Source organism: Cupriavidus mimosae (assembly GCF_023952485.1).
GTDB lineage: Bacteria > Pseudomonadota > Gammaproteobacteria > Burkholderiales > Burkholderiaceae > Cupriavidus > Cupriavidus taiwanensis_C.
This window is the reverse complement of sequence record NZ_JALHRY010000023.1, coordinates 1-24,611: the sequence shown is the minus strand read 5'-3', so window position 1 is coordinate 24,611 and position 24,611 is coordinate 1. Positions and strand designations below refer to the sequence as shown.

General features: G+C 69.3%; 27 protein-coding genes. 10 read left to right on the top strand and 17 right to left on the bottom strand.

The annotated features are described in order from the left end of the window. Nucleotides 1-143: 143 nt before the first annotated feature. From slmA to argB, 3 genes are all read right to left on the bottom strand, one after another. Complete coding sequence (slmA, locus tag MKD50_RS27870) at nt 144-806, bottom strand: nucleoid occlusion factor SlmA (RefSeq protein WP_172582588.1); 663 nt, start codon at nt 804-806, stop codon at nt 144-146. After that, on the bottom strand, nt 803-1,753 hold the full coding sequence (locus MKD50_RS27865) for a pyrimidine 5'-nucleotidase (RefSeq protein WP_252669597.1): 951 nt from the start codon (nt 1,751-1,753) through the stop codon (nt 803-805). The genes slmA and MKD50_RS27865 overlap by 4 nt, the downstream gene beginning before the upstream one ends. 71 nt (nt 1,754-1,824) lie before the next feature. Further along, nucleotides 1,825-2,742: an acetylglutamate kinase gene (argB, locus tag MKD50_RS27860; RefSeq protein WP_039008462.1), complete on the bottom strand. Its 918-nt coding sequence runs from the start codon at nt 2,740-2,742 to the stop codon at nt 1,825-1,827. A 358-nt stretch (nt 2,743-3,100) separates the two neighbouring features. Between argB and MKD50_RS27855 the strand changes: the two genes are divergently transcribed. Continuing rightward, the gene (locus tag MKD50_RS27855; RefSeq protein ID WP_115705486.1) at nt 3,101-3,352 is read left to right on the top strand and encodes a cysteine-rich CWC family protein; all 252 of its coding nucleotides are present in this window, start codon (nt 3,101-3,103) and stop codon (nt 3,350-3,352) included. Here the strand turns inward: MKD50_RS27855 and MKD50_RS27850 are convergent. Next, nucleotides 3,301-3,855 (bottom strand): DMT family transporter, encoded by a 555-nt coding sequence (locus MKD50_RS27850; protein WP_252669595.1) that lies wholly within the window; start codon nt 3,853-3,855, stop codon nt 3,301-3,303. The two genes, MKD50_RS27855 and MKD50_RS27850, sit on opposite strands and share 52 nt — an antisense overlap. Before the next feature lie 93 nt (nt 3,856-3,948). On the opposite strand from MKD50_RS27850, the gene MKD50_RS27845 reads away from it, so the two are divergent. Continuing rightward, a complete protein-coding gene (locus tag MKD50_RS27845) occupies nt 3,949-4,884 on the top strand; it encodes a LysR family transcriptional regulator (RefSeq protein WP_115705482.1) in 936 nt (311 codons plus the stop codon). Between the two features lie 34 nt (nt 4,885-4,918). On the opposite strand, the gene MKD50_RS27840 is transcribed toward MKD50_RS27845, so the two are convergent. Further along, nucleotides 4,919-5,407 carry a copper chaperone PCu(A)C gene (locus MKD50_RS27840; protein ID WP_240073465.1) on the bottom strand — a complete coding sequence of 163 codons (489 nt, stop codon included), beginning with the start codon at nt 5,405-5,407 and terminating at the stop codon, nt 4,919-4,921. A 186-nt stretch (nt 5,408-5,593) separates the two neighbouring features. On the opposite strand from MKD50_RS27840, the gene MKD50_RS27835 reads away from it, so the two are divergent. Both MKD50_RS27835 and MKD50_RS27830 read left to right on the top strand, forming a co-directional pair. Next, entirely contained in the window at nt 5,594-6,988 is a 1,395-nt protein-coding gene (locus MKD50_RS27835) for an ATP-binding protein (RefSeq protein ID WP_115705478.1), read from the top strand. Continuing rightward, entirely contained in the window at nt 6,985-7,596 is a 612-nt protein-coding gene (locus tag MKD50_RS27830) for a response regulator transcription factor (RefSeq protein ID WP_240073462.1), read from the top strand. Before MKD50_RS27835 ends, MKD50_RS27830 begins: the two co-directional genes overlap by 4 nt. 75 nt (nt 7,597-7,671) lie before the next feature. On the opposite strand, the gene MKD50_RS27825 is transcribed toward MKD50_RS27830, so the two are convergent. The 5 genes from MKD50_RS27825 to MKD50_RS27805 form a co-directional block, all read right to left on the bottom strand. Then, nucleotides 7,672-7,965: a hypothetical protein gene (locus tag MKD50_RS27825; protein ID WP_115705474.1), complete on the bottom strand. Its 294-nt coding sequence runs from the start codon at nt 7,963-7,965 to the stop codon at nt 7,672-7,674. A gap of 210 nt (nt 7,966-8,175) precedes the next feature. Beyond that, complete coding sequence (gene hslU, locus MKD50_RS27820) at nt 8,176-9,507, bottom strand: ATP-dependent protease ATPase subunit HslU (RefSeq protein ID WP_012351484.1); 1,332 nt, start codon at nt 9,505-9,507, stop codon at nt 8,176-8,178. Between the two features lie 65 nt (nt 9,508-9,572). Continuing rightward, the gene (gene hslV, locus MKD50_RS27815) at nt 9,573-10,109 is read right to left on the bottom strand and encodes an ATP-dependent protease subunit HslV (RefSeq protein ID WP_012351483.1); all 537 of its coding nucleotides are present in this window, start codon (nt 10,107-10,109) and stop codon (nt 9,573-9,575) included. Between the two features lie 222 nt (nt 10,110-10,331). Then, on the bottom strand, nt 10,332-11,318 hold the full coding sequence (locus MKD50_RS27810) for a tripartite tricarboxylate transporter substrate-binding protein (RefSeq protein ID WP_115679151.1): 987 nt from the start codon (nt 11,316-11,318) through the stop codon (nt 10,332-10,334). A 290-nt stretch (nt 11,319-11,608) separates the two neighbouring features. Next, nucleotides 11,609-12,508, bottom strand: coding sequence for an alpha/beta fold hydrolase (locus MKD50_RS27805; RefSeq protein ID WP_240073460.1), 900 nt, complete (start codon nt 12,506-12,508; stop codon nt 11,609-11,611). Nucleotides 12,509-12,613: 105 nt separating this feature from the next. Between MKD50_RS27805 and MKD50_RS27800 the strand changes: the two genes are divergently transcribed. The 6 genes from MKD50_RS27800 (at nt 12,614) to MKD50_RS27775 (ending at nt 19,556) form a co-directional block, all read left to right on the top strand. Then, entirely contained in the window at nt 12,614-13,135 is a 522-nt protein-coding gene (locus tag MKD50_RS27800) for a Fur family transcriptional regulator (protein WP_115679149.1), read from the top strand. A gap of 28 nt (nt 13,136-13,163) precedes the next feature. Further along, nucleotides 13,164-14,249: a CobW family GTP-binding protein gene (locus MKD50_RS27795; RefSeq protein ID WP_115705471.1), complete on the top strand. Its 1,086-nt coding sequence runs from the start codon at nt 13,164-13,166 to the stop codon at nt 14,247-14,249. 610 nt (nt 14,250-14,859) lie between these two features. Further along, nucleotides 14,860-15,279, top strand: a complete 420-nt coding sequence (dksA, locus tag MKD50_RS27790) for an RNA polymerase-binding protein DksA (RefSeq protein ID WP_010813282.1) — start codon at nt 14,860-14,862, stop codon at nt 15,277-15,279. Nucleotides 15,280-15,513: 234 nt separating this feature from the next. Then, a complete protein-coding gene (locus tag MKD50_RS27785) occupies nt 15,514-16,797 on the top strand; it encodes a GTP-binding protein (protein ID WP_252669593.1) in 1,284 nt (427 codons plus the stop codon). Then, nucleotides 16,787-17,188: a hypothetical protein gene (locus MKD50_RS27780; protein WP_115705469.1), complete on the top strand. Its 402-nt coding sequence runs from the start codon at nt 16,787-16,789 to the stop codon at nt 17,186-17,188. Before MKD50_RS27785 ends, MKD50_RS27780 begins: the two co-directional genes overlap by 11 nt. A gap of 160 nt (nt 17,189-17,348) precedes the next feature. After that, nucleotides 17,349-19,556, top strand: coding sequence for a TonB-dependent receptor (locus tag MKD50_RS27775; protein WP_240073458.1), 2,208 nt, complete (start codon nt 17,349-17,351; stop codon nt 19,554-19,556). An 84-nt stretch (nt 19,557-19,640) separates the two neighbouring features. Here the strand turns inward: MKD50_RS27775 and MKD50_RS27770 are convergent, their stop codons facing one another. The 7 genes from MKD50_RS27770 to MKD50_RS27740 all read right to left on the bottom strand — a co-directional run. Further along, nucleotides 19,641-20,570, bottom strand: coding sequence for an MBL fold metallo-hydrolase (locus MKD50_RS27770; protein WP_252669591.1), 930 nt, complete (start codon nt 20,568-20,570; stop codon nt 19,641-19,643). Then, nucleotides 20,567-20,821, bottom strand: coding sequence for a DUF1289 domain-containing protein (locus MKD50_RS27765; protein WP_371925400.1), 255 nt, complete (start codon nt 20,819-20,821; stop codon nt 20,567-20,569). The genes MKD50_RS27770 and MKD50_RS27765 overlap by 4 nt, the downstream gene beginning before the upstream one ends. Before the next feature lie 30 nt (nt 20,822-20,851). Continuing rightward, nucleotides 20,852-21,280, bottom strand: coding sequence for a thioesterase family protein (locus MKD50_RS27760; protein ID WP_252669589.1), 429 nt, complete (start codon nt 21,278-21,280; stop codon nt 20,852-20,854). Continuing rightward, nucleotides 21,277-21,795 (bottom strand): YbaK/EbsC family protein, encoded by a 519-nt coding sequence (locus MKD50_RS27755; RefSeq protein ID WP_240073451.1) that lies wholly within the window; start codon nt 21,793-21,795, stop codon nt 21,277-21,279. The genes MKD50_RS27760 and MKD50_RS27755 overlap by 4 nt, the downstream gene beginning before the upstream one ends. Nucleotides 21,796-21,822: 27 nt before the next feature. Further along, on the bottom strand, nt 21,823-22,758 hold the full coding sequence (locus tag MKD50_RS27750; RefSeq protein WP_115705463.1) for a hydroxymethylglutaryl-CoA lyase: 936 nt from the start codon (nt 22,756-22,758) through the stop codon (nt 21,823-21,825). A gap of 49 nt (nt 22,759-22,807) precedes the next feature. Then, nucleotides 22,808-23,749 (bottom strand): 2-hydroxyacid dehydrogenase, encoded by a 942-nt coding sequence (locus MKD50_RS27745; protein ID WP_115705461.1) that lies wholly within the window; start codon nt 23,747-23,749, stop codon nt 22,808-22,810. Nucleotides 23,750-23,944: 195 nt separating this feature from the next. Further along, nucleotides 23,945-24,611, bottom strand: a 667-nt coding sequence (locus tag MKD50_RS27740; protein ID WP_305882099.1) for an acyl-CoA carboxylase biotin carboxyl carrier protein subunit, incomplete at its 5' end; no start/stop codon positions are given.

Below are 24,611 nucleotides of genomic sequence, written 5' to 3'. Positions count from 1 at the left end.
ATGGGGCGCCGACCCAACCTCTTTAGCCGCATTTATAGTGGCGAGCCATCGGGACCCTGTCCGTGGCTGCCGCGCGCCCGCAAGCCAGTCATCAAATCGGCGCGACCGGGGAATTATAGAGCAATCGGCCCGGCTGGTTGCATTCAGCCCAGCAGCACGCGCAGATGCGCCTCGGCATGGTCCGACGGCGACTTGCGGAAACCGCTCTTGGCATAGCGGTGCCACTGGCCCTGCACCGCCGCCATGATCAGCGCGGCGCGCGCGGGAATATCGGCATCCGCCGGAAACGCGGCCTGGGTCACCGCAACCTTCAGGCACTGGCGCAGCGACGCCTCGATGCGGTCCACCACCTGGTTGATGCGCTCCTGCAGCCGTTCGTGCTCGCCCACCAGGGCCTCGCCGGTCAGCACGCGCGTCATGCCGGGGTTCTTTTCCGCGAACGACAGCAGCATGCGCACGATCGCATGCGCCTGGCGCAGGCCGTGCTCTTCCTTGTCGGTGATCTGGTTGATCAGGCCGAACACGGTCTGCTCGATAAAGCCGATCAGCCCCTCGTACATCTGCGCCTTGCTGGCGAAATGCCGGTACAGCGCCGCCTCGGACACGCTCAGGCGCGCGGCCAGCGCCGCGGTGGTGATCTTTTCCCCGCGCGGGTGCTCCAGCATGGTCGCCAGCGTCTGCAGGATCTGCACGCGGCGCTCGCCGGGGCGCGGACGCTTGCGCGCCGGCGCCGCCGGCTGCTGGTCGGCGTCCGGCTCGCTGCCCGTAATGGCCGCTTCTGGTTCGCGCCCGTTGCTTTGCGTCATGACCCGGTTCTCCGCATTCGTCGTTGGAGTTGATGCATCGATTGTACTTTTATGTCCACATAGGCCGGCCGGTTCGGCACGCGGGCGCGCACCCGCGGCACGTTGGCGGGCTGCGCCTGCGGTGCCTGGGTCTCGGCGGCCACCAGCGTCACCGAGCGCTCCTGCACGGCATGGCCGGCATGGCGGCGGTCCTCGGCCTCCAGCGTCGAGCGCACCGCGGCGTCGCGCCGGCTGCCATCGTCGTGTCCGGTTGCGGGCGCGGGGGGCACCACGTGCGGACGCGACGGCGCGACCGTGCGCAGGTAGCCGGTCACCCATGCGGTGCGGATGCCGGTGCCGGCGTAGCGCTTGAGATGCGACACGGTGTCTTCGACCAGCACCGCGCGATGCGGCGCGATGCGCGCCTGCGCCAGCAGCCGGCGCAGCATGCGGCGGTCCGGCTTGGGCCGCAGGTGGCCGTGCACCCACATCTGCTCGATCGCCACCACGCGCTCGAAGCAATGGCGGATGCCCGCGACTTCCAGCACCGCGCGCGCATAGTCCTGCGGCGCGTTGGTGACCAGGATCTTGCGCCCGGGCAGGCGCCGCAGGTGCGCGGCCAGGCCGCGCCTCACCCGCACCATCTCGGCCAGCGTTGGGAATTCATGCGCGGCGCGCAGGAAGTCCGCCGGGTCGACGCCGTGGTGTCGGATCATGCCGAGCAGCGTGGCGCCGTAGCGCTGCCAGTAGTCCACGCGCACGCGGCTGGCGGTGGCCTCGTCGCAGCCGAGCACGCGCGCCACGTAGGCGGTCATCAGCCGGTTGATCTCCGGGAAGATCGCGTGCGAGGCGTCGTGCAGCGTGTTGTCGAGATCGAACAGCCAGACCGTGCCGCCCGAGGTATCGCCCGCGGGGCGGCGGCAGAGGCGAGCGCGGACACGGCGCGGTGAGGGAAGACTGGAAGGCACGCCGGGCAACTCGGAGGGGGTTGGGATGTGCCGGGGAGGCCGGCCGTGGCCGGCGCCGCCCGGGGCTCCGCTCAGTGCGAGCGGATCATGGTGCCGAAGGCCTGCTCGGTCAGGATTTCCAGCAGCAGCGAATGCTCGATGCGGCCGTCGATGATGTGCACCGAATGCACGCCGCTCTTGGCCGCGTCCAGCGCCGACGAAATCTTCGGCAGCATGCCGCCCGAGATGGTGCCGTCGGCGAACAACTCCTCGATCTCGCGCGCGGACAGGTCGGTCAGCAGGTTGCCCTTCTTGTCCATCACGCCCGGGATGTTGGTCATCATCACCAGCTTCTCGGCCTTGAGGATCTCGGCCATCTTGCCGGCGACCACGTCGGCGTTGATGTTGTAGGCCTGGCCGTCGTCGGAGAAGCCGATCGGCGAGATCACCGGGATGAAGGCGTCGTCCTGCAGCGCCTTGACCACCGCCGGGTTGATCGCCTCGATGTCGCCGACATAGCCGATGTCGATGAACGCGCCCGGGTTCTCGCGGTCAGGCATTTGCAGGCGCTTGGCGCGGATCAGGCCGCCGTCCTTGCCGGTCAGGCCGACGGCCTGGCCGCCGTACTGGTTGATCAGCATCACGATGTCCTGCTGGACTTCGCCGCCCAGCACCCACTCGACCACTTCCATGGTCTCTTCGTCGGTGACGCGCATGCCCTGCACAAAGGTGCCGACCTTGCCCACCTTCTTCAGCGCCTCGTCGATCTGCGGGCCGCCGCCGTGCACCACCACCGGGTTCATGCCGACCAGCTTCAGCAGGATCACGTCGCGCGCGAAGCCGTGCTTGAGCTTCTCTTCGGTCATGGCATTGCCGCCGTACTTGACCACGATGGTCTTGCCGTGGAACTTGCGGATATACGGCAGGGCCTCGGCGAGGATCTCGGCTTTCAGTGCGGGAGCAATGGCGGCCACCGCGGTCGCGGCAGGCCCAGGGTTGTCGGCGTTCATGGGGGACATCCGTGAGAATCAACAGGTATGATGGCTAAGCGGCCGCATCCCCGGGGGGAAGCCCGACGGATCGCCTCCGGGGATCGCCCGAAAGTGCGCCATCCGGCCACGGCAGGCGCCGATTTTACAAGAAACCGCGCGGGGCGAAAGCGCGCCGGCCCAACCGGGCACGGCGAACCGGCTGCAAGCGCCCTGCGGGGCACCGGCGCGTTCCGTCGATGCAACAGGCGCATCGCCTTCTCAGCCATTTGGCCTGCGCCGCACCACAGTGTTCCCGAGTCCTTGCCACCATGCCCGCAGCCATCTGCCGCTCGCCCGACCGAATCCCGTCCATGCCGCCACCGCCGCGGGGGCGGCCATGAGCGACGCCGCCGCGGTGCTGACCGGCCAGTTGCGACCAGTCGAACATTGCAGCCGCTGCGGCGCCGGCTTTGTCTGCGGCTACGTGGCGGGACTTCCCGAGTGCTGGTGCGCCAGCCAGCCGCTGCTGCCGGCGCGGCAGATCGTGCCGGGCCAGCACTGCCTGTGTCCGGCGTGCCTGGCGGCGCGGCAGGCTGGTCAGACGCCGGAATCCGCACCCGCTTCCGTACCCGATCCGGCGGCCGGCTGACGCGCCGGCGCGGCGGCCGCGCCGCTGTCCCACTGCAGCGCCAGCATCCCGGCCACGATCAGCGCGGCGCCGGCCAGCCGCGCCGGTGTCAGCGCGCGCACCGCAAACCCGGCCAGGCCGAACTGGTCCACCACCAGTGCGGCCACCACCTGCCCGGCCACCGCCGCGGCAATGAAGCCGGCGGCCCCCAGCCGGGGCGCCATGATCAGCGCGGCCGAGATATAGAACACCCCCAGCACCCCGCCGCTCCACAGCCAGGCCGGGGCCTGCGCCAGTGCCGCCGGCGACGGCAGCGGCACCCGCATCAGCCACAGCACCGGCAGCAGCGCTACCAGGCTGACCAGCAGCGACACCAGCGTGGCCGACAGCGGATGGCCAAGCATGCGTCCAAGCGTGGCGTTGGCCCCGGCCTGGAACGGGATCGCGGCACCGGCCAGCACGGCGGTGCCAAGCGGCAGCCACAGCGATGCCGGGATCGAAAACGACAGCGGGGTGCCTGACATGGCGCGCTCCATAGGGCAAGATGCGATGCCAGCAGTTTGAAATATCGCTTTGCGAATTTCCAATTCTGCTTTCGTACGTTTAATATTCGCCGAATGAATAGCCTACGCGGAATCGACCTCAACCTGCTGGTGGTGCTGGAAGCGCTGCTGGCGGAGCGCCATATCTCCCGCGCCGCGCTGCGGCTGCACCTGAGCCAGCCGGCGGTCAGCCATGCGCTCGGGCGCCTGCGGCAACTGCTCGACGACCCGATCCTGGTGCGCGGCAAGGGCGGGCTGGTGCTGAGCGCGCGCGCGCACGAGCTGTCGGGGCCGCTGGCCGAGGCGCTGGCGCAGGTGCGCATCCTGCTGGGGCCGAGCGGCTTCCAGCCGGCCACCGCGCGGCGCAGCTTCCGGCTGGCGATGTCCGATTACGGCGCGCTGGTGGTGCTGCCGCGGCTGCTGCGCGCGGTGCGCAAGGCCGCGCCCAATATCGACCTGGTGGTGTCGCAGGCCAGCCGCGAGGGCATGACCGCGCAGGTGGCCGATGGCGAGATCGACATGGCGCTGGGGGTGTTCAGCCACCAGCCCGAAGGCGTGCAGTCCGCCGAGCTGTTCCGCGAAAGCTATGCCTGCGCGGTCGATGCCGCCACCGTGCGCGATACCGGCCGGCTCGACCAGGTGGCCTACCTGGCGCGCTCGCACGTGCTGGTGGCCACGCACAGCGAACGCATGGATGCGATCGACACGGCCGTGGCCAAGCTGGGGGGACGGCGCAAGATCGCCTGCGTGGTGCCGCACTGGAGCGTGGCGCCGGCGCTGATCGCCGGGACCAACCTGGTGCTGACCACCGCGCGCCGCAGCCTGGCCGCGCTCGAGGACGACCCGCGCTATGCCGTGTTCGCGCCGCCGTTCGCGCTGGACGATTTCACCTTCACCATGATCTGGCACCAGCGCACCGAGGCCGATCCCGCCCACGCCTGGCTGCGCGAGCGCGTGCTGGCGGCGGCGTCGAGCCCGGAAGCGGACGAGCCGATCAGCCTGCGCGGCTGACGGCGCGGCGCCGGCCAGTCAGCTGGCCAGCCGGTCAGTGCTTGTGGTCGCCGTGCCCGGCATGACCACCCGCGGCAGCCGGCACCATGCTGCGCACTTCGGCCGTGACCTTCTGCTCGACCACCTTGCCGCCCTGTTCGATCTTGAGCGTGATGGGTACCGTATCGCCGGGCTTGAGCTGGCCCTTCAGGTCCGTCAGCATCACGTGGTAGCCGCCCGGCTTCAGTTCGACGTTCTGCATCCCGGGCAGGTCCAGCGACTTGAGCTGGCGCATGCGCATCACGTTGCCTTCCATTTTCATCTCGTGCAGCTCGGCCGAAGCCACCGGCGACGAGACGCCGACCAGCTTTGCGTCCTGGTGCGCGTGCAGCACCATGAAGGCGCCCGAAGCGGTCTGGGTCGGCACCGTGCCGCGCACCCAGGCGTTGCTGACATCGACCTGGGCCAATGCGGCGCCCGATGCGAGCGTGGCGGCCAGGGCAAAGGAAGCGGCCAGCGTGGCCGGACGGAATTTGGCTTGCATCAAAGGCTCTCCTGAAAGCAGACATTAGACCATGCGGGGACCGCCCATGCCCGAGCCCGCCGTGGCCGCCCGGCACGCCCGATCGACAACGCAACCAGCCAGTCTGGCAGCCGGCGCGGCAACGCGCCAATGCGGCAAGGTGTCGCACGCGCCGGCGCCCCGCGGCGGCATTGATACACTCGCGCCATGCGCCCTGCCCCAGCCATGACCCGCCTGCCCGACTTCCCGTTCCTGTCGCCCCTGCCGGCCGGCAGTTCGGCACGCCATGGCCAGGTCACGCTGCGCCGGCTGTTCTGGCTGCGCTGGGCGCTGCTGGGCGGGCAGGCGCTGACCGTGCTGGTGTGCGAGCCGATTGCCGGCATCCGCCTGCCTTACACCCCACTGCTGGTGGTGCTGGGGCTGCAGGCGCTATTCAACCTGCTCACCGGGCTGCGGCTGCGCCAGCACACGCGGCGCAACAGCGCGCCCGGCGAGGCCGAGCTGATGGGCCAGCTGCTGGTGGACCTGACCGCGCTGTCGGCGATCCTGTTCTATACCGGCGGCGCGACCAACCCGTTCGTCTCGTTCTACCTGCCGGGGCTGGCCATCGCCGCGGCCATCCTGCCGTGGCGCCAGGTGATTGCGCTGGCGCTGTACGCGCTGGCCTGCTACACGGTGCTGCTGATCGAATACGTGCCGCTGGACCTGCACAACCCGGACAACGCGGTGACCTACCACCTGGCCGGCATGTGGCTGAACTTCGTCGCCAGCGCGGTGATGATCGCGCTGTTCGTGGCGCGCCTGTCGGGCGTGCTGCGCCAGCGCGAAGCGCAGCTGAACCTGGCGCGCGAGCAGCTGCTGCGCGAAGCGCGCGTCGAAGACCTGAACGGCCAGGCCGCCGCGGTCGCGCACGAGATCGGCACGCCGCTGGCCACACTGGCAGTCATTGCCGGCGAGCTGCGCGCCGATGCCTCCGACCCTGGCCGCGGCGCCACCGCCATCAGCGGCTATCTGCCCGACCTGCAAACCATGGAGCAGCAGCTGGCGCTGTGCCGCTCGACGCTGGCGCGGCTGCGCGAAGACCCCGCCACGCTGGCGCCGCAGCGCATCGACGGCTGGCTGCCGGCGTTTGCCGAGCGCTGGCAGCTGCGCCATCCCAATGCCAGCCTGCAGGCGGTGGCCACGCCGGGCGCCGGCGCACAGGCGGTGGAAGCCGCGCGCGTGGGCCAGATCCTGACCATCCTGCTGGACAACGCCGCGCGCAGCCAGCAGGCTGCCGGACGCGGCGCGCAGCCGCTGCAGTTGCAGATCGCCATGGCCCCGGGCAACACCGCGCCGTGGCTGTCGTTCCGCGTCGCGGACCACGGCGACGGCATCCCCGAAGCGCTGCGCGGCCAGCTCGGCGAAACTCCGGTGGCCAGCCAGCATGGCGGCCAGGGCATCGGCCTGTACCTGGCGCAAAGCGCCGCCCGCCAGATGGGCGGCGAACTCGCCTGGCATGACCGCCCTGGCGGCGGCACCGTCGCCGAACTGCGCCTGCCGGCGCTCTCCTCGCTTTCCGCATCGGCGGCCCCCGCCGCCACCGTGCCCTCTGCCTTATGACCGAACCCCTCTCCCCGGTACCCGAAGCCACCGCACCGGCCGGCACGCCCTTCCTGGTGATCGACGACGACGAAGTCTTTGCCGGCACGCTGGCGCGCGCGCTGACGCGCCGCGGCTATGCCGTGGCGGTGGCGCACGACGGCCGCACCGCACTGGCGCTGGCGGCGCGCACCGACTTTGCCTACGTCACGCTTGACCTGCACCTGGAGCCACCGCCTGAATCCGGCAGCACCGCGCCCGCCGAGTCCGGGCTGCAGCTGGTGGCACCACTGCGCCAGGCCCTGCCCGACGCGCGCATCCTGATCCTGACCGGCTACGCCAGCATCGCCACCGCGGTGGCGGCGGTCAAACAGGGCGCCGATGAATACCTGGCCAAGCCGGCCAATGTCGATTCGATCCTGACCGCGCTGATGGCGGGCGTGTCGGAAGACGCGGCGCAGGCCGCGCTGGAAGAACCGGTGCCGCTGTCGGTGGCGCGGCTGGAATGGGAGCATATCCAGCGCGTGCTGGCCGAACATGGCGGCAATATCTCCGCGACGGCGCGCGCGCTGAACATGCACCGGCGCACCTTGCAGCGCAAGCTCGGCAAGCGGCCGGTATCACGCTGAAGCGCTGAACGGGTCCCCCAATGCAAAAGGCCGCGCACGTGCGCGGCCTTTTGCATGGCGTGGCATGGCGCCGCCTTACAGGCGCAACTGGACGTAGTCCCAGTCCAGGCCGTCGGTACCGTCCGGCGGCGCGCCGCTGTCGGCGATGCGCATGGCATCGCCGGCATGGCGGTCCGCCAGCGTGAACAGCGCGCCCGAATCCAGCGCCAGCGTTGCCGCCGCGGCGGCGGCCGCGCCCAGGGTGCCCGATTGCGCGGCTTCGGCCGCCGGGATCGCCGGACGGATGCAAAGGAAGGCCGTGGCGGCTGCCAGCGCGGCCAGCAGGCCGCCCGTGGCGAGCACCACCCGGCGGGTCTTGTAATGGACCATGTGATTTCTCCTGCCAGTGGGTTGAGGGGGATGCGGTGGCTCCCGCACCGGTCAATCGACCGTCAAGGTGCGCAAGGGTCGCATTGCACGGCAACGCCGGCCAGCGGGCTTACCATTGCTTACGAGCCTTACCGCGATGTGGCAGGTCGAAACGCACGGACATGAAAAAAGGCGCACCGCGGTGCGCCTTCGTTTGGCCGGCTGCGGGCTTTACAGCACGTAGCGCGACAGGTCCTCGTTGCCGGCGAGGTCGCCCAGGCGTTCCTCGACATACGCCGCGTCGATGGTCACGGTCTCGCCGGATGATTTGCTGGCGTGGAACGACAGGTCTTCCAGCAGCCGCTCCATCACCGTGTAGAGACGGCGCGCACCGATGTTCTCGACCTTCTCGTTGACCGAGAACGCGATCTCGGCGAGCCGGCGGATGCCGTCCGGCGCGAACACCAGGTTGACCTCCTCGGTGTTCAGCAGCGCCTGGTATTGCTTGGTCAGGCTGGCATCGGTCTGCGTCAGGATGGCCTCGAAGTCCTGCACCGACAGCGATTCCAGTTCCACGCGGATCGGGAAGCGGCCTTGCAGCTCGGGGATCAGGTCGCTCGGCTTGGACAGGTGGAACGCGCCCGAGGCGATGAACAGGATATGGTCGGTCTTGATCATGCCGTACTTGGTGTTGACCGTGGTGCCCTCGACCAGTGGCAGCAGGTCGCGCTGCACGCCCTGGCGCGACACTTCGCCGCCGCCGATATCGCTGCGGCTGGCGATCTTGTCGATCTCGTCCAGGAACACGATGCCGTTCTGCTCGACGTTGGCGATGGCCTTGTGCTTGAGCTCCTCGTCGTTGACCAGCTTGGCGGCCTCTTCGTCGATCAGCAGCTTGAACGCTTCCTTGACCTTCATCTTGCGGCGCGCCTTCTTGCCCTGGCCCAGGCCGGCAAACATGGTGCGGATCTGCTCGGTCATGTCTTCCATGCCCGGCGGGCCCATGATGTCCATGCTCGGCATGCCGGCGGAGACCTCGAGCTCGATGTCCTTGTCGTCGAGCTGGCCTTCGCGCAGCTTCTTGCGGAACACCTGGCGGGTGTTGGAATCCTTCTCTTCCGGCTGCGAGAAGCCGATGTCGCGCGGCGGCGGCAGCAGCACGTCGAGCAGCCGGTCTTCGGCGGCGTCCTCGGCCTTGGTGCGCACCTTCTTCATCTCGGATTCGCGCGTCTGCTTGATCGCCATCTCGGCGAGGTCGCGCACGATGGTGTCAACGTCGCGGCCGACATAGCCCACCTCGGTGAACTTGGTGGCCTCGATCTTGATGAACGGCGCATCGGCCAGCTTGGCCAGGCGCCGTGCGATCTCGGTCTTGCCGACACCGGTCGGCCCGATCATCAGGATGTTCTTCGGGGTGATTTCCTGGCGCAGGGGCTCGGCCACCTGCTGGCGCCGCCAGCGGTTGCGCAGCGCCACCGCCACGGCCTTCTTGGCCTTGTTCTGGCCGATGATGTGCTTGTCGAGTTCGGAAACGATTTCCGACGGGGTCATGGTGTGCGACATGGTATCCGTTCAGTTGGGGCGCGGTGCGCGGGGGGCGTACGCCGGCCCCCGCTGGTGCCAGCGGCTTATTCCAGCGTCTCGATGACGAAATTGGTGTTGGTATAGATGCAGAGCTCGCCGGCGATGGTCAGCGCTTTTTCGACCACGTCCTTCGGCGCCATCTCGGTGTTCTCCATCAGCGCCTTGGCCGCCGACTGCGCATAGGCGCCACCCGAGCCGATCGCGGCGATGCCGCCTTCGGGATCCAGCACGTCGCCGTTGCCGGTGATGACCAGCGTGGTATCGCGGTCGGCGGTGATCAGCATGGCCTCGAGCCGGCGCAGCGCGCGGTCCGAGCGCCAGTCCTTGGCGAGGTCGACCGCGGCGCGCGTCAGGTTGCCCTGGTATTTCTCCAGCTTGGCCTCGAAGCGGTCCAGCAGCGAGAAAGCGTCGGCGGTGCTGCCGGCAAACCCGACCAGCACCTTGCCGTTGTAGATGCGGCGCACCTTGCGCGCGGTGCCCTTCATCACGATATTGCCGAGCGTGACCTGACCATCACCGCCCAGCGCGACCTGATTGCCGCGGCGGACGCTGACGATGGTAGTGCCGTGATACTGTTCCATGGTGGCTTCCGTGAATATGTCAGGACCGTAGTTGGCGACGCCCCGGCACGGTTTCAAGGCCTGTCGCGCACCTCGCCGGCGGCGGCAGTCTGACCAATATAGGATGCCCGCCACCGCTGGTCGCGCCGCCCCGCAAACAAAAAGGGCCATGCGCAAGGCATGGCCCTTCGGCACAACGCACCGGCCGGCAGGCCAGCGCGCCGCATGCATCACTCCATCGGATCAATCCGCATAGACGCCGGCCTTCTTGATCACCGGGGTCCACTTGTTGATCTCTGCGCTCAGGTAGGTGCGCAGCGATTCAGGCGTGGCGCGCTGCGCCGGCACCGCTTCGGCGCCCAGCTCGGCCATCTTGGCGCGGAACGCCGGGTCGGCCACGGCCTTCTGCAGCGCGGCCGACAGCTTGTCGATCACCGGCTTGGGCGTGCCCTTGGGCGCGTACATGGCGTGCCAGACCTTGACTTCCACATTGGGCATGCCCTGCTCCGCCGCGGTCGGGACGTCCTTGAACGCTTCCACGCGTTTTGCCTGCATGGCGGCGTACGCCTTGACCGAATGCGCCTTCAGGTGGCCAGCCAGGTTGGTGGTCTGGTCGCACAGCAGGTTGACCTGGCCGCCGAGGATATCCGTCAGCGCCGGAGCCGCGCCCTTGTACGGCACCGTGGTCAGCTCGGTCTGGATCGCGCTCTGGAACAGCAGCCCGCACAGGTGCGAGGCCGAACCGATGCCGGCATTGGCCAGCGACAACTTGGCAGCGTTGGCCTTGATGTACGGCAGCAGTTCCTTGAAGCTGTTTGGCGGCAGCGACTTGTTGCCGACCAGGATCATCGGCACGTCGGCGATCTCGCCGACCATCTCGAAGTCCTTGAGCGGATCGAAGCCCAGGTTGCGGTACAGCGCCGGGGCCGTGGCCATGCCGATATGGTGGATCAGCACGGTGTGGCCGTCGTTCTTGGACTGGGCCACCTTCTTGGCGCCGATGGTGCCACCGGCGCCGCCCAGGTTTTCGATCACGATGGTCGCGCCCAGGTGCTTGGACATGATCGCGGTCAACTCGCGCGAGACCTTGTCGGTCGGGCCGCCCGCAGAGAACGGCACCACGGCCGAAATCGGCTTGCCGCCCGGGAATTCCTGCGCGTACGCGCCTGCCGCCATGCCCATCGCGCCGATTGCCAGCGCGGCCGCGATCGTCTTTGCCACTCGTTTCATGCTCTCTTCTCCTGGTTCCTTCAATACCCGTCATGCAATGCCTTGCCGCCGGCTGGAGCCCTGCTCGCGCGGGGAACTCTGGCGCGGTCTCACTCGCCGCGTTTGCACCGTGACCGGCTGGCGCCGCTGCCGCTGCCGTAAACCGCAAGGGCGAGGATGATGTTAGCAACACCAGACAATGCCCAGGTATAGGGGCTAACCCGCCTGCAATCCGCGGCATATGGCGTGAAACGGGAAAGTTATGGCAGCAATCGCCCACAAAGTCCGCGTTTCGCGACAGCCGCCGCCGGCTAGCGGAAGAAACCGAGCATTTCCTCCAGCAGCGGCTCGGGGGCTTCCTCGGGGATGTAATGGCCGCAGGGCAGCGCGCGCCCGTTTACGTCGGCGGCCACCTCCTGCCACAGCGCCAGCGGCTCGAAGCAGCGCGCCACCACGCCGTGCTCGCCCCACAGCACGCGCAGCGGCAGCGCCAGGCGGCGCCCGGCCTCGCGCTCGGCGCGGTCGTGCTCGAGGTCGATGGTGGCGGCGGCGCGGTAGTCCTCGCACATGGCGTGCACGCGCGCCGGGTCGCGCATTGCCGCGGTGTAGGCGGCCATCGCGTCGGGCGCGAACGCCGCCAGGCCTGCGTGACGCAGGCCCATCAGCTTCTGGATATAGAAATCGGGCTCGGCATTGATCAGGGTCTCGGGGAACGGCGCCGGCTGGATCAGGAAGAACCAGTGCCAGTAGGCCGCGGCAAAGGCCATGCTGGTGCGCTCGTACATGGCCAGCGTGGGCGCGATGTCGAGCAGCATGGCGCGGCTGACCGCCTCGGGGTGGTCCAGGCAGAGCCGGTGCGAGACGCGCGCGCCGCGGTCATGGCCGCATAGCGCAAAGCGATGGAAACCGAGGGCCGCCATCAGCGCCACCTGGTCCTGCGCCATGGTGCGCTTGCTGTAGCGCTCGTGGCCGGCATTGCCGGGCGGCGCCGCACTGCTGCCGTAGCCGCGCAGGTCGGTGGCGATCACGGTGAAGTGGTCGGCCAGCGCGGGCGCCACCCGGTGCCAGATCAGGTGGCTTTGCGGGTGGCCGTGCAGCAGCAGCAGCGGCGGCCCCGAGCCGCCCCGCACCCCGGCGATCTCGACCTCGCCGACCTGTTGCCGGAACGGTTCGAAATTCGGGAACAGCAGCGCGCTCGCGTCATTCAGCATGGGGGTCTCCGCTCAGGTGGTCCTGTGCCGATCATAGGCGCAATCCGCCGTCGCGGCTGACGCAACTGAATTGCAACAACCGTAGGGCTATGGTTAAATCCGGCCATGACCCGTCCCAGTCCGGACCGGCCGGCCATGGCGCCGGAACCGGCAATCCCGACCCCGGCGGCCCTGGAGGCCGCCCATGAGCGCCTGCGCCGGCTGGGCGCGCGCGTGACCCAGCCGCGGCTGTGCATCCTGGCGTGCCTGATCGGCAGCGACGAGGCGCTGACGCACCAGGCCGTGATCGACCGGCTGCCCGAGGCCGGCGAGACCATCGACCGCGTCACCGTCTACCGCGTGCTGGACTGGCTGGTGGACCAGGGCGTGGCGCAGAAGCGCGCCGGCAACGACCGCGTGTTCCGCTTCAGCCTGGTCGAGCACGAGGCCGCGCGCGCGCAGGAGCATCGCCAGCACAGCCATTTCCACTGCACCCGCTGTGACCGCACCTTCTGCCTCGACGATGCCGCCGCCCCGGCGCAGCCGGCCGCGCCGCGCGTGCCCAGCGGCTTTGCCATCGAACATGTCGAACTGACCGTGAACGGCGTCTGCGCCGAGTGCGGCAAGCGTTCGCGCACCGCCCACTGACCGGCACTCATTTCCCGGAGAACCAACAATGTCCAAACTGATTCCGGTCACGATCCTGACCGGCTTCCTCGGCAGCGGCAAGACCACCCTGCTCAAGCGCATCCTGAACGAGCAGCACGGCATGAAGATCGCCGTGATCGAGAACGAGTTCGGCGAAGAGAACATCGACAACGAGATCCTGGTACAGGATGGCCGCGAGCAGATCGTGCAGATGAGCAACGGCTGCATCTGCTGCACCATCCGCGGTGACCTGGTGCAGGCGCTGTCGACGCTGCTGACGCGCCGCGACGCCGGCGAGATCGACTTCGACCGCGTGGTGATCGAGACCACCGGCGTGGCCAACCCGGGCCCGGTGGCGCAGACCTTTTTCATGGACGAGGAAATCGCCTCGCGCTACCTGCTAGACGCAGTGATCACGCTGGTCGACGCCAAGCATGCCCACCTGCAGCTGGACCAGCAGGAAGAGGCGCAGCGCCAGGTCGGCTTTGCCGATGCCATCTTCATCACCAAGTCCGACCTGGTCAGCGAAGGCGACGTGGCCGAGCTGCGCCACCGCCTGCTGCATATGAACCCGCGCGCGCCGATCCGCCTGGTTAATTTCGGCGAGGCCCCGATCGACACCATCTTCGACCTGCGCGGCTTCAACCTGAACGCCAAGCTCGAGATCGACCCCGAATTCCTGCGCGCCGAGGAACAAGACCACGAGCATGACCACGAACACGGCGAGCATTGCGGCGCCGACTGCGGCCATGATCACGGCCACGACCATGGGCACGCCCACGGCCATGCGCACGACCACCATCACCACCATCATCACACCGACCGCATCGCGTCGTTCGTGTTCCGCAGCGACAAGCCGTTCCACTACGGCAAGCTGGAAGAATTCCTGTCCGGAATCCTCGCGGTTTACGGGGAAAAACTGTTGCGCTACAAGGGCGTACTATATATGGAGGGGGTGGACCGCAAAGTGGTGTTCCAGGGCGTTCACCAGCTGATGGGCAGCGACATCGGTGCCAAGTGGGAAGACGAAACCCCGGGCACGCGCATGGTGTTCATCGGCGTGGACCTGCCCCGCGACGCCATCCTCAAAGGCCTGGAGAACTGCCTGGCCTGAGTGCGCCTGCCGTCCCATGGGCGGCATCCCTTCCGACACCGCCGCGCGGCTGCCCCCCGTTCGGGGTACCGGGGAAATACCGAAGCGCCAGCCGGTTTTCCCCATATCTCCGAAAAATTTGTTCAAGTACAATAGGCCGGATTTGATACCGGTGGCGCACCTTTTTCCCGCCGCCGGTGTCCGGTCCACCGCTTGCCGGTGGACTTGCAGGGCGGCGGTTGTCGTCAGCATGAGGCAGGCCGCCAGCAGGTGCGGTCGCAGTGCTTCGTGCGGAGACCGCCTGTTCCGCTTGGGGTACCCCGACGCGCGCCGTCACTGACTGACGCGAGAGAGAGGTGTCCCCATGACAGCCGCAACGAAGACCAAAGAAAGCCGCAGCAAGACTGGTAGTGCAGCGGCAGAGACGCTCAAGGCGCAGCCTGTGAAGGCCGCGCCCGCTCCCCGCGGCAGTACGGCGAACGCCGAAGCGGGCGCAAGGAAGGGAGGCCCGCGAAGCAGCAAGACTGCAGCCAGCCAGAGTGAAACAACCGTGGCGCGCAAGCGCGCGGACAGCGCACCCGCGCGGACTGAGACGCCGCCGGCCGCATCAACAAGAGAATCAGCAGCAACCATGAGCAGCAACAAACTTCTGACTGAAGCTGAAATCCTGAAGATGAGCGACAAGGATTACATGAACGAAGCGCAGCTCGCCTTCTTCAAGCACCGCCTTGAACAGCTGCGCGACGAAATCCTGAAGAACGCTGACCAGACCACGGAGCACCTGCGCGAAACCGTGATCGTGCCGGACCCGGCCGACCGCGCCACCATCGAGGAAGAACACGCGCTGGAACTGCGCACGCGCGACCGCGAGCGCAAGCTGCTGAAGAAGGTCGAGCAGTCGCTGCAGCGCATCGAGTCCGGCGACTACGGCTGGTGCGAAGAAACCGGCGAGCCGATCGGCGTGCCGCGCCTGCTGGCGCGCCCCACCGCGACGCTGTCGCTGGAAGCGCAGCAACGCCGCGAACTGCGCCAGAAGCTGTTCGGCGACTGAAGCACGGCGCGCCGGCCAGCCGGCGCAGGCTGCGCGGCATGACGGCCCGGGTACCCGGGCCGTTTGTTTTTGGGCCCCGCACCAGCCCTTGTCGCGCCATGGCCACGGCCTGACATTGAGAATCATCCGGCTGTTGCAGCCGCGGCCTTTCTGGTAAATTCGCAACCTTGTTGCAACAGCGCGCCCGCTACCTTTGCGCACTGCGTTGCCTCCTCCACATTCCCTGCTGCTGCCATGGCTGATCGCCTGCCCGCCACCGTGCTGTCCGGTTTTCCGGGCGCCGGCAAGACCACGCTGCTGAACCACCTGCTCGCGCATGGCGCGGGCGGGCGTGTCGGCGTGCTGATCTGCGGCGCGCAGGCCGGGCAAGCGCTGGCTTCGCTGCCGCCCGGCTGCGAGGCCACGGTGCTGCCGTCGGGCGAGCCGCTGCTCGCCGAAGCCGCAAGGCTGGCCGCCACGGGCCGTTTCGACGCGCTGATGGTCGAGGCCGACGGCCTGGACGAGCCGCTGGCGATTGCCGAAGGCTTCCTGTTCGAGGCCGAGCATGGCGCGGCGCCCGACGCGGCCGTGCAGCCCGACACGCTGGTGACCGTGGTCGATGCCGCCACCGTGCTGCACGACCTCAACGAAGCCGAGTTCCTCGCCGACCGTGGCCTGGCGCAGGGCCAGGACGACGACCGCACCGTGGCCGAAGTGCTGGTGGCGCAGATCGAAGGCTGCGACGTGATCGTGCTGAACAAGGCCGACCTCGTCGGCGCCGCCGAGCTGACGCGGCTGCGCGCGGCGCTGCAGGCGCTGAACCCGCGTGCCGACATCGTCGAAGCCCGCTTCGGCGAGGTGCCGCCCGGGCGCGTGCTGGGCACCGGGCGCTTTGATTTCGAAGCCGCCGCCGATGGCGCCGGCTGGCTCGCTGCACTGCGCGGCGAGGCGCCGGCGGCGGACGCCGCCAGCGGCGTCTCCACGCTGGTCTACCGCCGCCGCCGCCCGTTCCACCCGCAACGCTTCGCCGACCTGATCCATACCGAATGGCTGCGCGAGCATGGCAGCGTGCTGCGCTCCAAAGGACTGTTCTGGCTGGCCAGCCGCATGGAGACCGCGGGCGACTGGAACCAGTCCGGCGGCGTCTGCCGCCATGGCGGCGCCGGCGCCTGGTGGGCGGCGCTGGACCCGGCGGAATGGCCGGCCGACGCCGCCGAACGCGCGGAAGTGGAAGCCGACATGCATGACGGCGGCGCCCCGGCACCGTTCGGCGACCGCCGCCAGGAACTGGTGCTGATCGGCCTGGACCTGGACCACGCCGCGCTGCAGGCCCGGCTCGACGCCTGCCTGCTGAGCGATGCCGAGAGCGCCGCCGGGGTGGAGGCCTGGGCCGCCTATCCGGACCCGTTCCCGGCCTGGGTCGAGGATTTCGACGACGATCACGACCACGGCCACGATCACAGCCATGGCGATGACTGCGGTTGCGGCGACCCCGCCCACGATCACGGCCACCCGGGCGGCCATCCCCATGCGCACTGACTGGTTCGCCCGCTTGCGCGCGCACGGCCCGGGCCTCTGGTCCGCGCTGTGGCTGGCGCTATGCCTGCTGCTCGCGCAGCATGCCGGGCTGACCCACCGCATCGTCCACGGCGGCCTGCTGGCACCGGCCGGCACCCCCACGGTTGCCGACACCAGCGCCGCGTCCGACACTGACCCCCACCCGCTGGCGCAGGTTTTCGGCGGGCACTCGTGCGTGCTGTTCGATGGCGCCACCGTCGCCGACACCCATTGCGGCCAGTTGCCACCGTTGCAGCTCGCCTTCGGCAAGCCGGTCAAGCCGGCCAGCCTGGCCTGGCGCTGGCCCGACCTGCCCTCTTCCCATCCGTTCCAATCGCGCGCCCCGCCGGCGCCGGCCTTCGCCCTCGCCTGATCCGGGACGCGGCCAGCGCCGCGCACCCGCCGTCTTACGCATTCCGAGCTGAATACGCGCCCTGCCGGCCGCGTCGCCATGCCCCATCGCGGGTGTGCCGCGCCTGGCCGGATGCCGCCGTGCCAGCCGGGCCGATTGCCACTGCATTGCTCCGCGCGCCATGTCGAAGAACCGTTACACCGCCCGCCGTTACACCCAGCCTGCCGCCCCGCGCCTGACGCCGCTGGCGGCACTTGCCGCCTCCCTGACCGCCACGCTCGCCACCGCCCTGGTGGCGCCCGCCGCGCTGGCGCAGACCGCAACGGCGCCGGCTGCCGAGGCCGCTCCCGCCGCCGTCCCGGCCGCCGCTCCAGCGACCCCGGCCGGCGCCACGCTGCGCGAAGTCGTGGTCACCGCCAACCCGCTGGGCAGCGACCTGAACGAGATGGTGGCGCCGGTCTCGACGCTGGGCGGCGACGCGCTGGCGGTGCGCCAGGCCAGCACGCTGGGCGAGACCCTCGACAAGCTGCCCGGGGTGTCGTCCACCTACTTCGGCCCCAACGCCAGCCGGCCGGTGATCCGCGGGCTCGACGGCGACCGCATCAAGGTGCTGCAGAACGGCGGCACCACGGTCGACGCGTCCACGCTGTCTTACGACCACGCCGTGCCGGTGGATCCGCTGGTGGCCGAGCGCATCGAAGTCGTGCGTGGCCCGGCGGCGCTGATGTACGGCGGCAATGCCATCGGCGGCGTGGTCAACGTGATCGACAACCGCATCCCCAAGGAGCCGATCGAAGGCGTCGGTGGCGCGGTCGATGCCAGCGCCACCGCCGGCGGCGACCAGGCCCGCAACGCCAGCGCGCTGATCGAGGCCGGCAACGGCAAGTTTGCCGTCCACGCCGATGCCTTCGCGCGCAAGACCAGCGACCTGCGCATCCCCGGCTACGCGCGCAGCGACCGCCTGCGCAACGCCGAGCCGCTGCCCGACGGCGAGGCCGAACCTTACGGCCGCCTGCCCAATACCAGCGCCGACCAGCAGGGCGGCTCGCTGGGCGGCTCCTACACCTGGGCTGATGGCTTCCTCGGCGCCAACTACAGCGCCTATCGCAACGACTACGGCACGCCCGCCGAAGACGCGGTGCGGCTGAAGATGAAGCAGGACCGCTTCGCGCTGGAAGGCGAAGCGCGCAACCTGGCCGGCAATACCGGCGGCTGGTTCGAGTCGGTCAAGGGCAAGGTCAGCTTCACCGACTACGAGCACCGCGAAATCGAGGACGGCGAGACCGGCACCATCTTCAAGAACCGCGGCTGGGACGCTCGCTTCGAGGCCCGCCACGCGAAGATCGGCAACCTGAGCGGCGTGGTCGGCACGCAGTTCGGCCACACCAACTTCTCGGCGCTGGGCGAGGAGGCCTTCGTGCCCAGCACCAACACCGACAATGCCGCGCTGTTCGTATTCGAGGAACTGCCCCTGACGGCCGGCGGCGACCTGAAGCTGAACTTCGGCGGCCGGCTCGACCACAGCAGCGTCAAGGCCAGCGCCAACGGCAACGACCGCTTCGCCGACGCCAGCCGCAGCTTCAACGCCACCAGCGCCTCGGCCGGCCTGCTGTACAAGATGAACCCGGCGTGGTCGCTGACCAGCAACCTGTCCTACACGGAACGCGCGCCGACCTTCTACGAGCTGTACGCCAACGGCCCCCACGTCGCCACCGGCGCCTGGGAAGTGGGCGACCCCAACGCCAACAAGGAGCGCGCGACCTCGATCGACCTGGGCGTGCGCTTCAAGTCAGGCGCGCACAGCGCCGGCGTGTCGGGCTACTACAGCCGCTTTGCCAACTACCTCGCGCTCAGCGCCACCGGCCGCGCGCGCGACGAGGCCGGCGACGTGGTCGCAGTCGGCAGCCCGGATGCGCTGCCCGAATTCCAGTACCTGGGCGTGCCGGCGACGCTGTACGGCTTCGAGGCCGAAGGCAAGACGCGCCTGCTGCAGAAGATGCTGACCAGCAGCGACACGCTGGACTTCGAGGCGCGCGCCGACTACGTGCGCGGCGAAAACCGCGACACCGGCGAGCCGCTGCCGCGGCTGGCGCCGCTGCGCCTGGGCGGCGCGCTGGTGTATGGCGCCGGGCCCTGGGGCGCGCGCGTGGATGTCACCTACGCGGCCAAGCAGACGCGCGTGCCGTCCAACGACACGCCGACCGATGCCTACACGCTGCTGAGCCTGGCGCTGACCTACAAGTTCAAGGTGGCGGGCACGCAAACGCTGGTGTACCTGCGCGGCGACAACCTGACCAACCAGGACGCGCGCAACTCGGCATCGATCCTGCGGGATATCGCGCCGATGGCGGGCAGGAGTGTGAAGGTGGGATTCAGGACGTCGTTCTGAAGACAAGGCTGCGGTGCGGGTCGGGGCGGTACTTCGTGGACGCACCGGGCAGGCGCGTCCATCCCCAACACACATTGAACAAACCTAATCCCGATTCACCACCCACTCCCCCTCGACCTGCGCCGCTCCCACCCGCGCCAGCGCTCCCACCGTCTGCGCGCAGATCTCCGCCATCTGCTGCCCCGGCATAAAGCGCTCGCGCATATGGGCCATCAGCGGCGCCGCCTCCATCCACGCGGCCAATGCGGCCAGCGTCATCCGCTGCGCTTCCAGCAGCTTGAATTTGACCAGCACCTTGACCGCATGGGCGGCATTGCGCGCCGGGTCGGCGCTCAGGTACGCGAGGCGCCCTTGCGCGCGTTCGACCGCCGCGGCGACGTCGGTGAACACGCTGCCGTGGCCGGGGATCACCACGCGCACGTCGAGCTGCGCGATACGCGCCAGCACGGCCGCCTGTTCGGCGAAGCCGCTCTCGCCCTCCAGTTCGGGAAAGATCACGCCGAAACCGTTCTGCCACAACGCATCGCCGGAAATCAGGATGCGCTCGGCGGGCGCGAACAGCATCACCGCATGGGGGTCGTGGCCGGGGGCCGCCACCACTTGCCAGTCGATGCCGCCCAGGCGCAGCGTGTCGCCGTCGTTGAGCACGCTGTCGAAGGTAAAGCGGTCGCACTGCTGGCCGGTGGCCTTGTAGCTGAGCGCATCGGTATCCCACGCCGCCACGGCGCCGGCCTCCGCCGCGGGGATCGCGGTGCGCGGCTGCCAGCGCGCCTGCAGCGCGGCGTTGCCGCCGCAGTGGTCGGAGTGCAGATGGGTGTTGATCACGCGCGCGAGCGGCCGGCCCCGCAGCGCGGACGCCACCAGCGCCAGCGTCTGCGGCGCGTGGGTGACATAGCCGGTATCGACCAGCGCGGTATCGTCGCCGTCCGCAAACAGGATGTTGTTGGCCGACAGCCAGCCGCGTTCGAATACGCGCAGGGTGGCCGGCAAGCGCGGCACGATGCTTTCGCTCACGACGATGTCTCCTCGCCGGCCAGCCCTGCGGCGCGCCGCGGCAGTTGCGCCCAGATGCGGCGCTTGTCCTCGTCGCCGGCCGACGACCAGCCGGCAATCTCTTCGATGGTGCGCAGGCAGCCCTCGCAATAACCGCTGGACGGGTCCATGCGGCAGACGTTGCGGCACGGCGACGGCACCGGCACGGCCCGCATCGCGGTGTCGGCCTGCCTGGCCAATTCGGCGGCGCGGGGGGTGGGCGAGGCCGGCATCATGGCCATGGCGTTGCGCGCGCCTGCCACTCAGCCAGCCGCGCGCGCGGCCTTGGCCGCGACCTTCTGGTTGAAGCGGCCGGCGTCGATCAGGTGGCGCTCGTGCACGCCCTCCGAGATCTTGTCCTCGCCGTCCCACGCGCTCAGCTGGAAACGCAGGCGGCGCCCGTCGACCTCGACCAGTTTGCCCCTGACCGTTACCGCCATGCCCGGCGGCGTTGGCGCCAGGTGCGAGAAACTGACCAGTGTGCCGAGCGACTGCTCGCGCGGCCAGTCCAGGTGCTCGCGCAGCATCTGCAGGCAGGCGCACTCCATGATGCCGACGAGGTAGCCGGTGGACAGCACGTCGGGCATCTCGGCGCTGCCCGGGATATCGTCATACAGGCGCGGCACCGTGGCCTTGGGCGGCACCGTGTATTGCCAGGTGAACGCCAGACCGGGGCGCAGGTCCGGGCTCATGCCGCGGCTCCGGAGGTGCCAGCGGCGGCGGCTGCGACATCGGCCACTTCGGCCCCGGTCATCTGCTGCAACTGGTGCGGGGTCAGGTTGAACACCGCGTGCGGATGGCCGGCCGCGGCCCACAGGCTGTCATAGCGGAACAGGTCCTGGTCCAGCAGCATCACCGGCGCCACCGCATGGCCGATCGGACAGACCCCGCCGATGGCATAGCCGGTCTTGTCGCGCACGAAGCGCGCGTCGGCCTTGCCCAGCGCGCCCACGCGCGCGGCCACCTTGGCCTCGTCGACGCGGTTGCTGCCGCTGGCTATCACCAGCACCGGCGCATCGTCGGCGACGCGGCGGAAGATGATGGACTTGGCGATTTCGGCCACGCTGCACCCCAGCCCCGCCGCGGCCTCGGCCGAGGTCTTGCCGGTCGCCGGCAGCATCACCACGGGCCGGTCGTGGCCCAGACCGGCCAGCAGGTCGGCCACGCGCTGCGCGGACTCGGGCAACGCTTCATCAGGCATCGTCATGCGTGCTCCTGCTTGCGGTCGCTTGCCTTACACGCAGGCCGGCGCCGCGTCGCTGGCGGCGGCCCATTTGGTCAGCAGGGCGCGGCCCACGCGCGAACTGTTGGCGCGGCCGATCGCCTGCGAGATGTAGTCGCCGGCGCGCACCACCGCTTCCAGGTCGATGCCGGTGTGGATGCCCATGCCGTGCAGCATGTAGAGCACGTCTTCGGTGGCGACATTGCCGGTGGCGCCCTTGGCATAGGGGCAGCCGCCCAGGCCCGCGACCGAGGCATGGAAGATCGCGACGCCCACTTCCAGGCTGGCCAGGATGTTGGACAGGGCCTGGCCGTAGGTGTCGTGGAAATGGCCGGAGATCCGGTCCAGCGCAAACTCCGCCGCCGCGGCGCGCATCACTTCCTGCACGCGCACCGGCGTGCCCACGCCGATGGTGTCGGCGATGTCGATCTCGTCGCAGCCCAGCTCGCGCATGCGCCGCACCACGTCGACCACCGAACTGACCGGCACCTCGCCCTGGTAGGGGCAGCCGAGCGCGCACGAGATGCTGCCGCGCAGGCGCACGCCCTGCTCCTTGGCCGCGGCCGCCACCGGCGCGAAGCGTTCGATCGACTCGGCGATCGAGCAGTTGATGTTCTTCTGCGAGAACGCCTCGCTGGCCGCGCCGAAGATCACCACCTCGTCGGCGCCGGCCGCGATCGCGCCCTCGAAGCCCTTCATGTTGGGCGTCAGCGCCGAATACAGCGTGCCGGCGCGGCGCTGGATGCGCGCCATCACGTCGGCGCCGTCGGCCATCTGCGGCACCCATTTGGGCGACACGAAAGAGGCGGCCTCGATATTGACGAAGCCGGCGTCGGTGAGCTGGTTGATCAGCGCGACCTTCACGTCCGTCGGCACCATTGCCTTTTCGTTCTGCAGGCCGTCGCGCGGGCCCACTTCAACGATCTTCACGTAGTTAGGCATGGTCATGGCTGTCTCCTGTCGTTTATCCGGTGGGGTATGGGGCGGGTATGGCGGGTCAGTAGCCGCGCTGCAGGTCGACCACGCCCGCGATCGGCTGGCCGGCGCGCAGCGCGCGGATCTTGCCGGCAATCTGCGCGATGCTGTCCTCGCGCAGCGTCAGCGCCGAGATATGGGGCGTAATGGTGATGCGCGGCTCCTGCCAGAACGGGTGTTCGGAGGGCAGCGGCTCGGTGCGGAACACGTCCAGCGTGGCGCCCGCGATCTGGCCGGCCTGCACCGCCGCGAGCAGGTCGGATTCGACCAGGTGCTGGCCGCGCGCGACGTTGATCACGTAGGCGCCCTGTGCCAGCTTGCCGAACAGTTCGCCGTTCAGGATGTTCTCGGTCTGCGGCGTCAGCGGCAGCACATTGACCAGCACGCGCAGGCCGTCCAGGAACGGCGTGCGGCCGGCATCGCCGTGGAAGCCCACCACGCCCTCGACCGCGCGCGCGGTGCGGCTCCAGCCGCGCACCGGGAAGCCGAAGCCGGCCAGCGTGCGGGCGATATGCGTGCCGAGCGTGCCGACGCCCATCACGCCGATGGTGAAGTCCGCGCGGCGGTGCGGCTTGAGGAATTTCCACTTGCCGGCCTGCGCCTGGGCGGCATAGTCGTCCAGCCGGCGGAAATAGCGCAACACGGCCGAGGTGACGTACTCGGCCATCTGCGCCGCCATGCCGGCGTCATCCAGCCGCACGATCGGCACGCCGGCCGGCAGCGCCTGCGGATCTTCGTCGCGCAGGCGCAGGATGCCGTCGACCCCGGCGCCAAGGTTGAACACTGCCTTCAGGTCGGTGCGGCCGCGCAGCATCTCGACCGGCGGGCGCCAGACCACGGCGTAATCGGCGGATTCGCCGCGGCTGTCGTCCCAGGTCACGCAGGTGGCCTCGGGCAGCGCCTCGGCGAAACCTTCGATCCATGGATCGTAACGGCCATCGGGAACGTACAACTGCAACTTCATGATGTCTCCAGCGACTCTGGTGGTGCAAAGGGCTATTTTGGCAGAGGAATGCGCCGCGGGGGCGAATGGCGGAGCACGGCATCGCGCGAGCGGGACCGCACCAGGCAATGCCTTGCATGCGCACCGGGCACAGTCATGACCGGTGCTGCGCCGTGCCGCGGCGTGGCGCGCGACGCCGGATGCCGTGGTGCCTGCCTATTTCCGTTCGAACGCCAGCAACTGGGCCCCTTCCGTCACCTGTTCGCCGACGCCGTAGAGGATTTCGCTGACGACCCCGTCGGCCGGCGCGCTGATGGTGTGCTCCATCTTCATCGCCTCCATCACCAGCAGGGGCGTGCCGCGCGCGACCGTGGTGCCGGCCTCGACCATTACGGCGATGACCTTGCCCGGCATCGGCGCGGTCAGCTTGCCGCCCTCGCCCTCGGTTTCCCCCGCGTGGGCGAGCGGGTCGAGCCACGCCAGGCTCACATGCCGCCCGGCGTAGAAGACATGGAAGATCTCGCCATCGGCATGCACCTGTCCGTGCGTGCGCCGCGTGCCGAGGTTGACGCGAAGATCGTCCGCCTGGCAGGTATAGGCAAAGGGCGCGGCCTGGTCGGCGTAGATCAGCGTGCTGCCGCGCGCATTGCTGTCCAGCTTTACGTCGAGCACTTGCTCGCCATAGCCGAAACGCAGCGTGCGCGACACACCGCCATTGAGCCGCCAGGCGCCGGCGTGGGTCCACGGCGAGTGCGGATCGGCGGCATCGATGCGCAATTCGCGCGTCTCTCGATCCAGCAGCGCCGCCACCGCCAGCGCGATCACTTCCATGCCGACCGGCGCCGGCGGCGGGAACAGGACCGCCCCGTTGCGCTCGATCAGC

What these genes read in the sequence shown, in the direction of transcription:
- slmA (WP_172582588.1), bottom strand. Translation starts at nt 806, where the DNA reads ATGACGCAAAGCAACGGGCGCGAACCAGAAGCGGCCATTACGGGCAGC.
- argB (WP_039008462.1), bottom strand. Translation starts at nt 2,742, where the DNA reads ATGAACGCCGACAACCCTGGGCCTGCCGCGACCGCGGTGGCCGCCATT.
- MKD50_RS27855 (WP_115705486.1), top strand. Translation starts at nt 3,101, where the DNA reads ATGAGCGACGCCGCCGCGGTGCTGACCGGCCAGTTGCGACCAGTCGAA.
- MKD50_RS27850 (WP_252669595.1), bottom strand. Translation starts at nt 3,855, where the DNA reads ATGTCAGGCACCCCGCTGTCGTTTTCGATCCCGGCATCGCTGTGGCTG.
- MKD50_RS27845 (WP_115705482.1), top strand. Translation starts at nt 3,949, where the DNA reads ATGAATAGCCTACGCGGAATCGACCTCAACCTGCTGGTGGTGCTGGAA.
- MKD50_RS27840 (WP_240073465.1), bottom strand. Translation starts at nt 5,407, where the DNA reads ATGCAAGCCAAATTCCGTCCGGCCACGCTGGCCGCTTCCTTTGCCCTG.
- MKD50_RS27835 (WP_115705478.1), top strand. Translation starts at nt 5,594, where the DNA reads ATGCGCCCTGCCCCAGCCATGACCCGCCTGCCCGACTTCCCGTTCCTG.
- MKD50_RS27830 (WP_240073462.1), top strand. Translation starts at nt 6,985, where the DNA reads ATGACCGAACCCCTCTCCCCGGTACCCGAAGCCACCGCACCGGCCGGC.
- MKD50_RS27825 (WP_115705474.1), bottom strand. Translation starts at nt 7,965, where the DNA reads ATGGTCCATTACAAGACCCGCCGGGTGGTGCTCGCCACGGGCGGCCTG.
- hslU (WP_012351484.1), bottom strand. Translation starts at nt 9,507, where the DNA reads ATGTCGCACACCATGACCCCGTCGGAAATCGTTTCCGAACTCGACAAG.
- hslV (WP_012351483.1), bottom strand. Translation starts at nt 10,109, where the DNA reads ATGGAACAGTATCACGGCACTACCATCGTCAGCGTCCGCCGCGGCAAT.
- MKD50_RS27810 (WP_115679151.1), bottom strand. Translation starts at nt 11,318, where the DNA reads ATGAAACGAGTGGCAAAGACGATCGCGGCCGCGCTGGCAATCGGCGCG.
- MKD50_RS27805 (WP_240073460.1), bottom strand. Translation starts at nt 12,508, where the DNA reads ATGCTGAATGACGCGAGCGCGCTGCTGTTCCCGAATTTCGAACCGTTC.
- MKD50_RS27800 (WP_115679149.1), top strand. Translation starts at nt 12,614, where the DNA reads ATGACCCGTCCCAGTCCGGACCGGCCGGCCATGGCGCCGGAACCGGCA.
- MKD50_RS27795 (WP_115705471.1), top strand. Translation starts at nt 13,164, where the DNA reads ATGTCCAAACTGATTCCGGTCACGATCCTGACCGGCTTCCTCGGCAGC.
- dksA (WP_010813282.1), top strand. Translation starts at nt 14,860, where the DNA reads ATGAGCAGCAACAAACTTCTGACTGAAGCTGAAATCCTGAAGATGAGC.
- MKD50_RS27785 (WP_252669593.1), top strand. Translation starts at nt 15,514, where the DNA reads ATGGCTGATCGCCTGCCCGCCACCGTGCTGTCCGGTTTTCCGGGCGCC.
- MKD50_RS27780 (WP_115705469.1), top strand. Translation starts at nt 16,787, where the DNA reads ATGCGCACTGACTGGTTCGCCCGCTTGCGCGCGCACGGCCCGGGCCTC.
- MKD50_RS27775 (WP_240073458.1), top strand. Translation starts at nt 17,349, where the DNA reads ATGTCGAAGAACCGTTACACCGCCCGCCGTTACACCCAGCCTGCCGCC.
- MKD50_RS27765 (WP_371925400.1), bottom strand. Translation starts at nt 20,821, where the DNA reads ATGCCGGCCTCGCCCACCCCCCGCGCCGCCGAATTGGCCAGGCAGGCC.
- MKD50_RS27760 (WP_252669589.1), bottom strand. Translation starts at nt 21,280, where the DNA reads ATGAGCCCGGACCTGCGCCCCGGTCTGGCGTTCACCTGGCAATACACG.
- MKD50_RS27755 (WP_240073451.1), bottom strand. Translation starts at nt 21,795, where the DNA reads ATGACGATGCCTGATGAAGCGTTGCCCGAGTCCGCGCAGCGCGTGGCC.
- MKD50_RS27750 (WP_115705463.1), bottom strand. Translation starts at nt 22,758, where the DNA reads ATGACCATGCCTAACTACGTGAAGATCGTTGAAGTGGGCCCGCGCGAC.
- MKD50_RS27745 (WP_115705461.1), bottom strand. Translation starts at nt 23,749, where the DNA reads ATGAAGTTGCAGTTGTACGTTCCCGATGGCCGTTACGATCCATGGATC.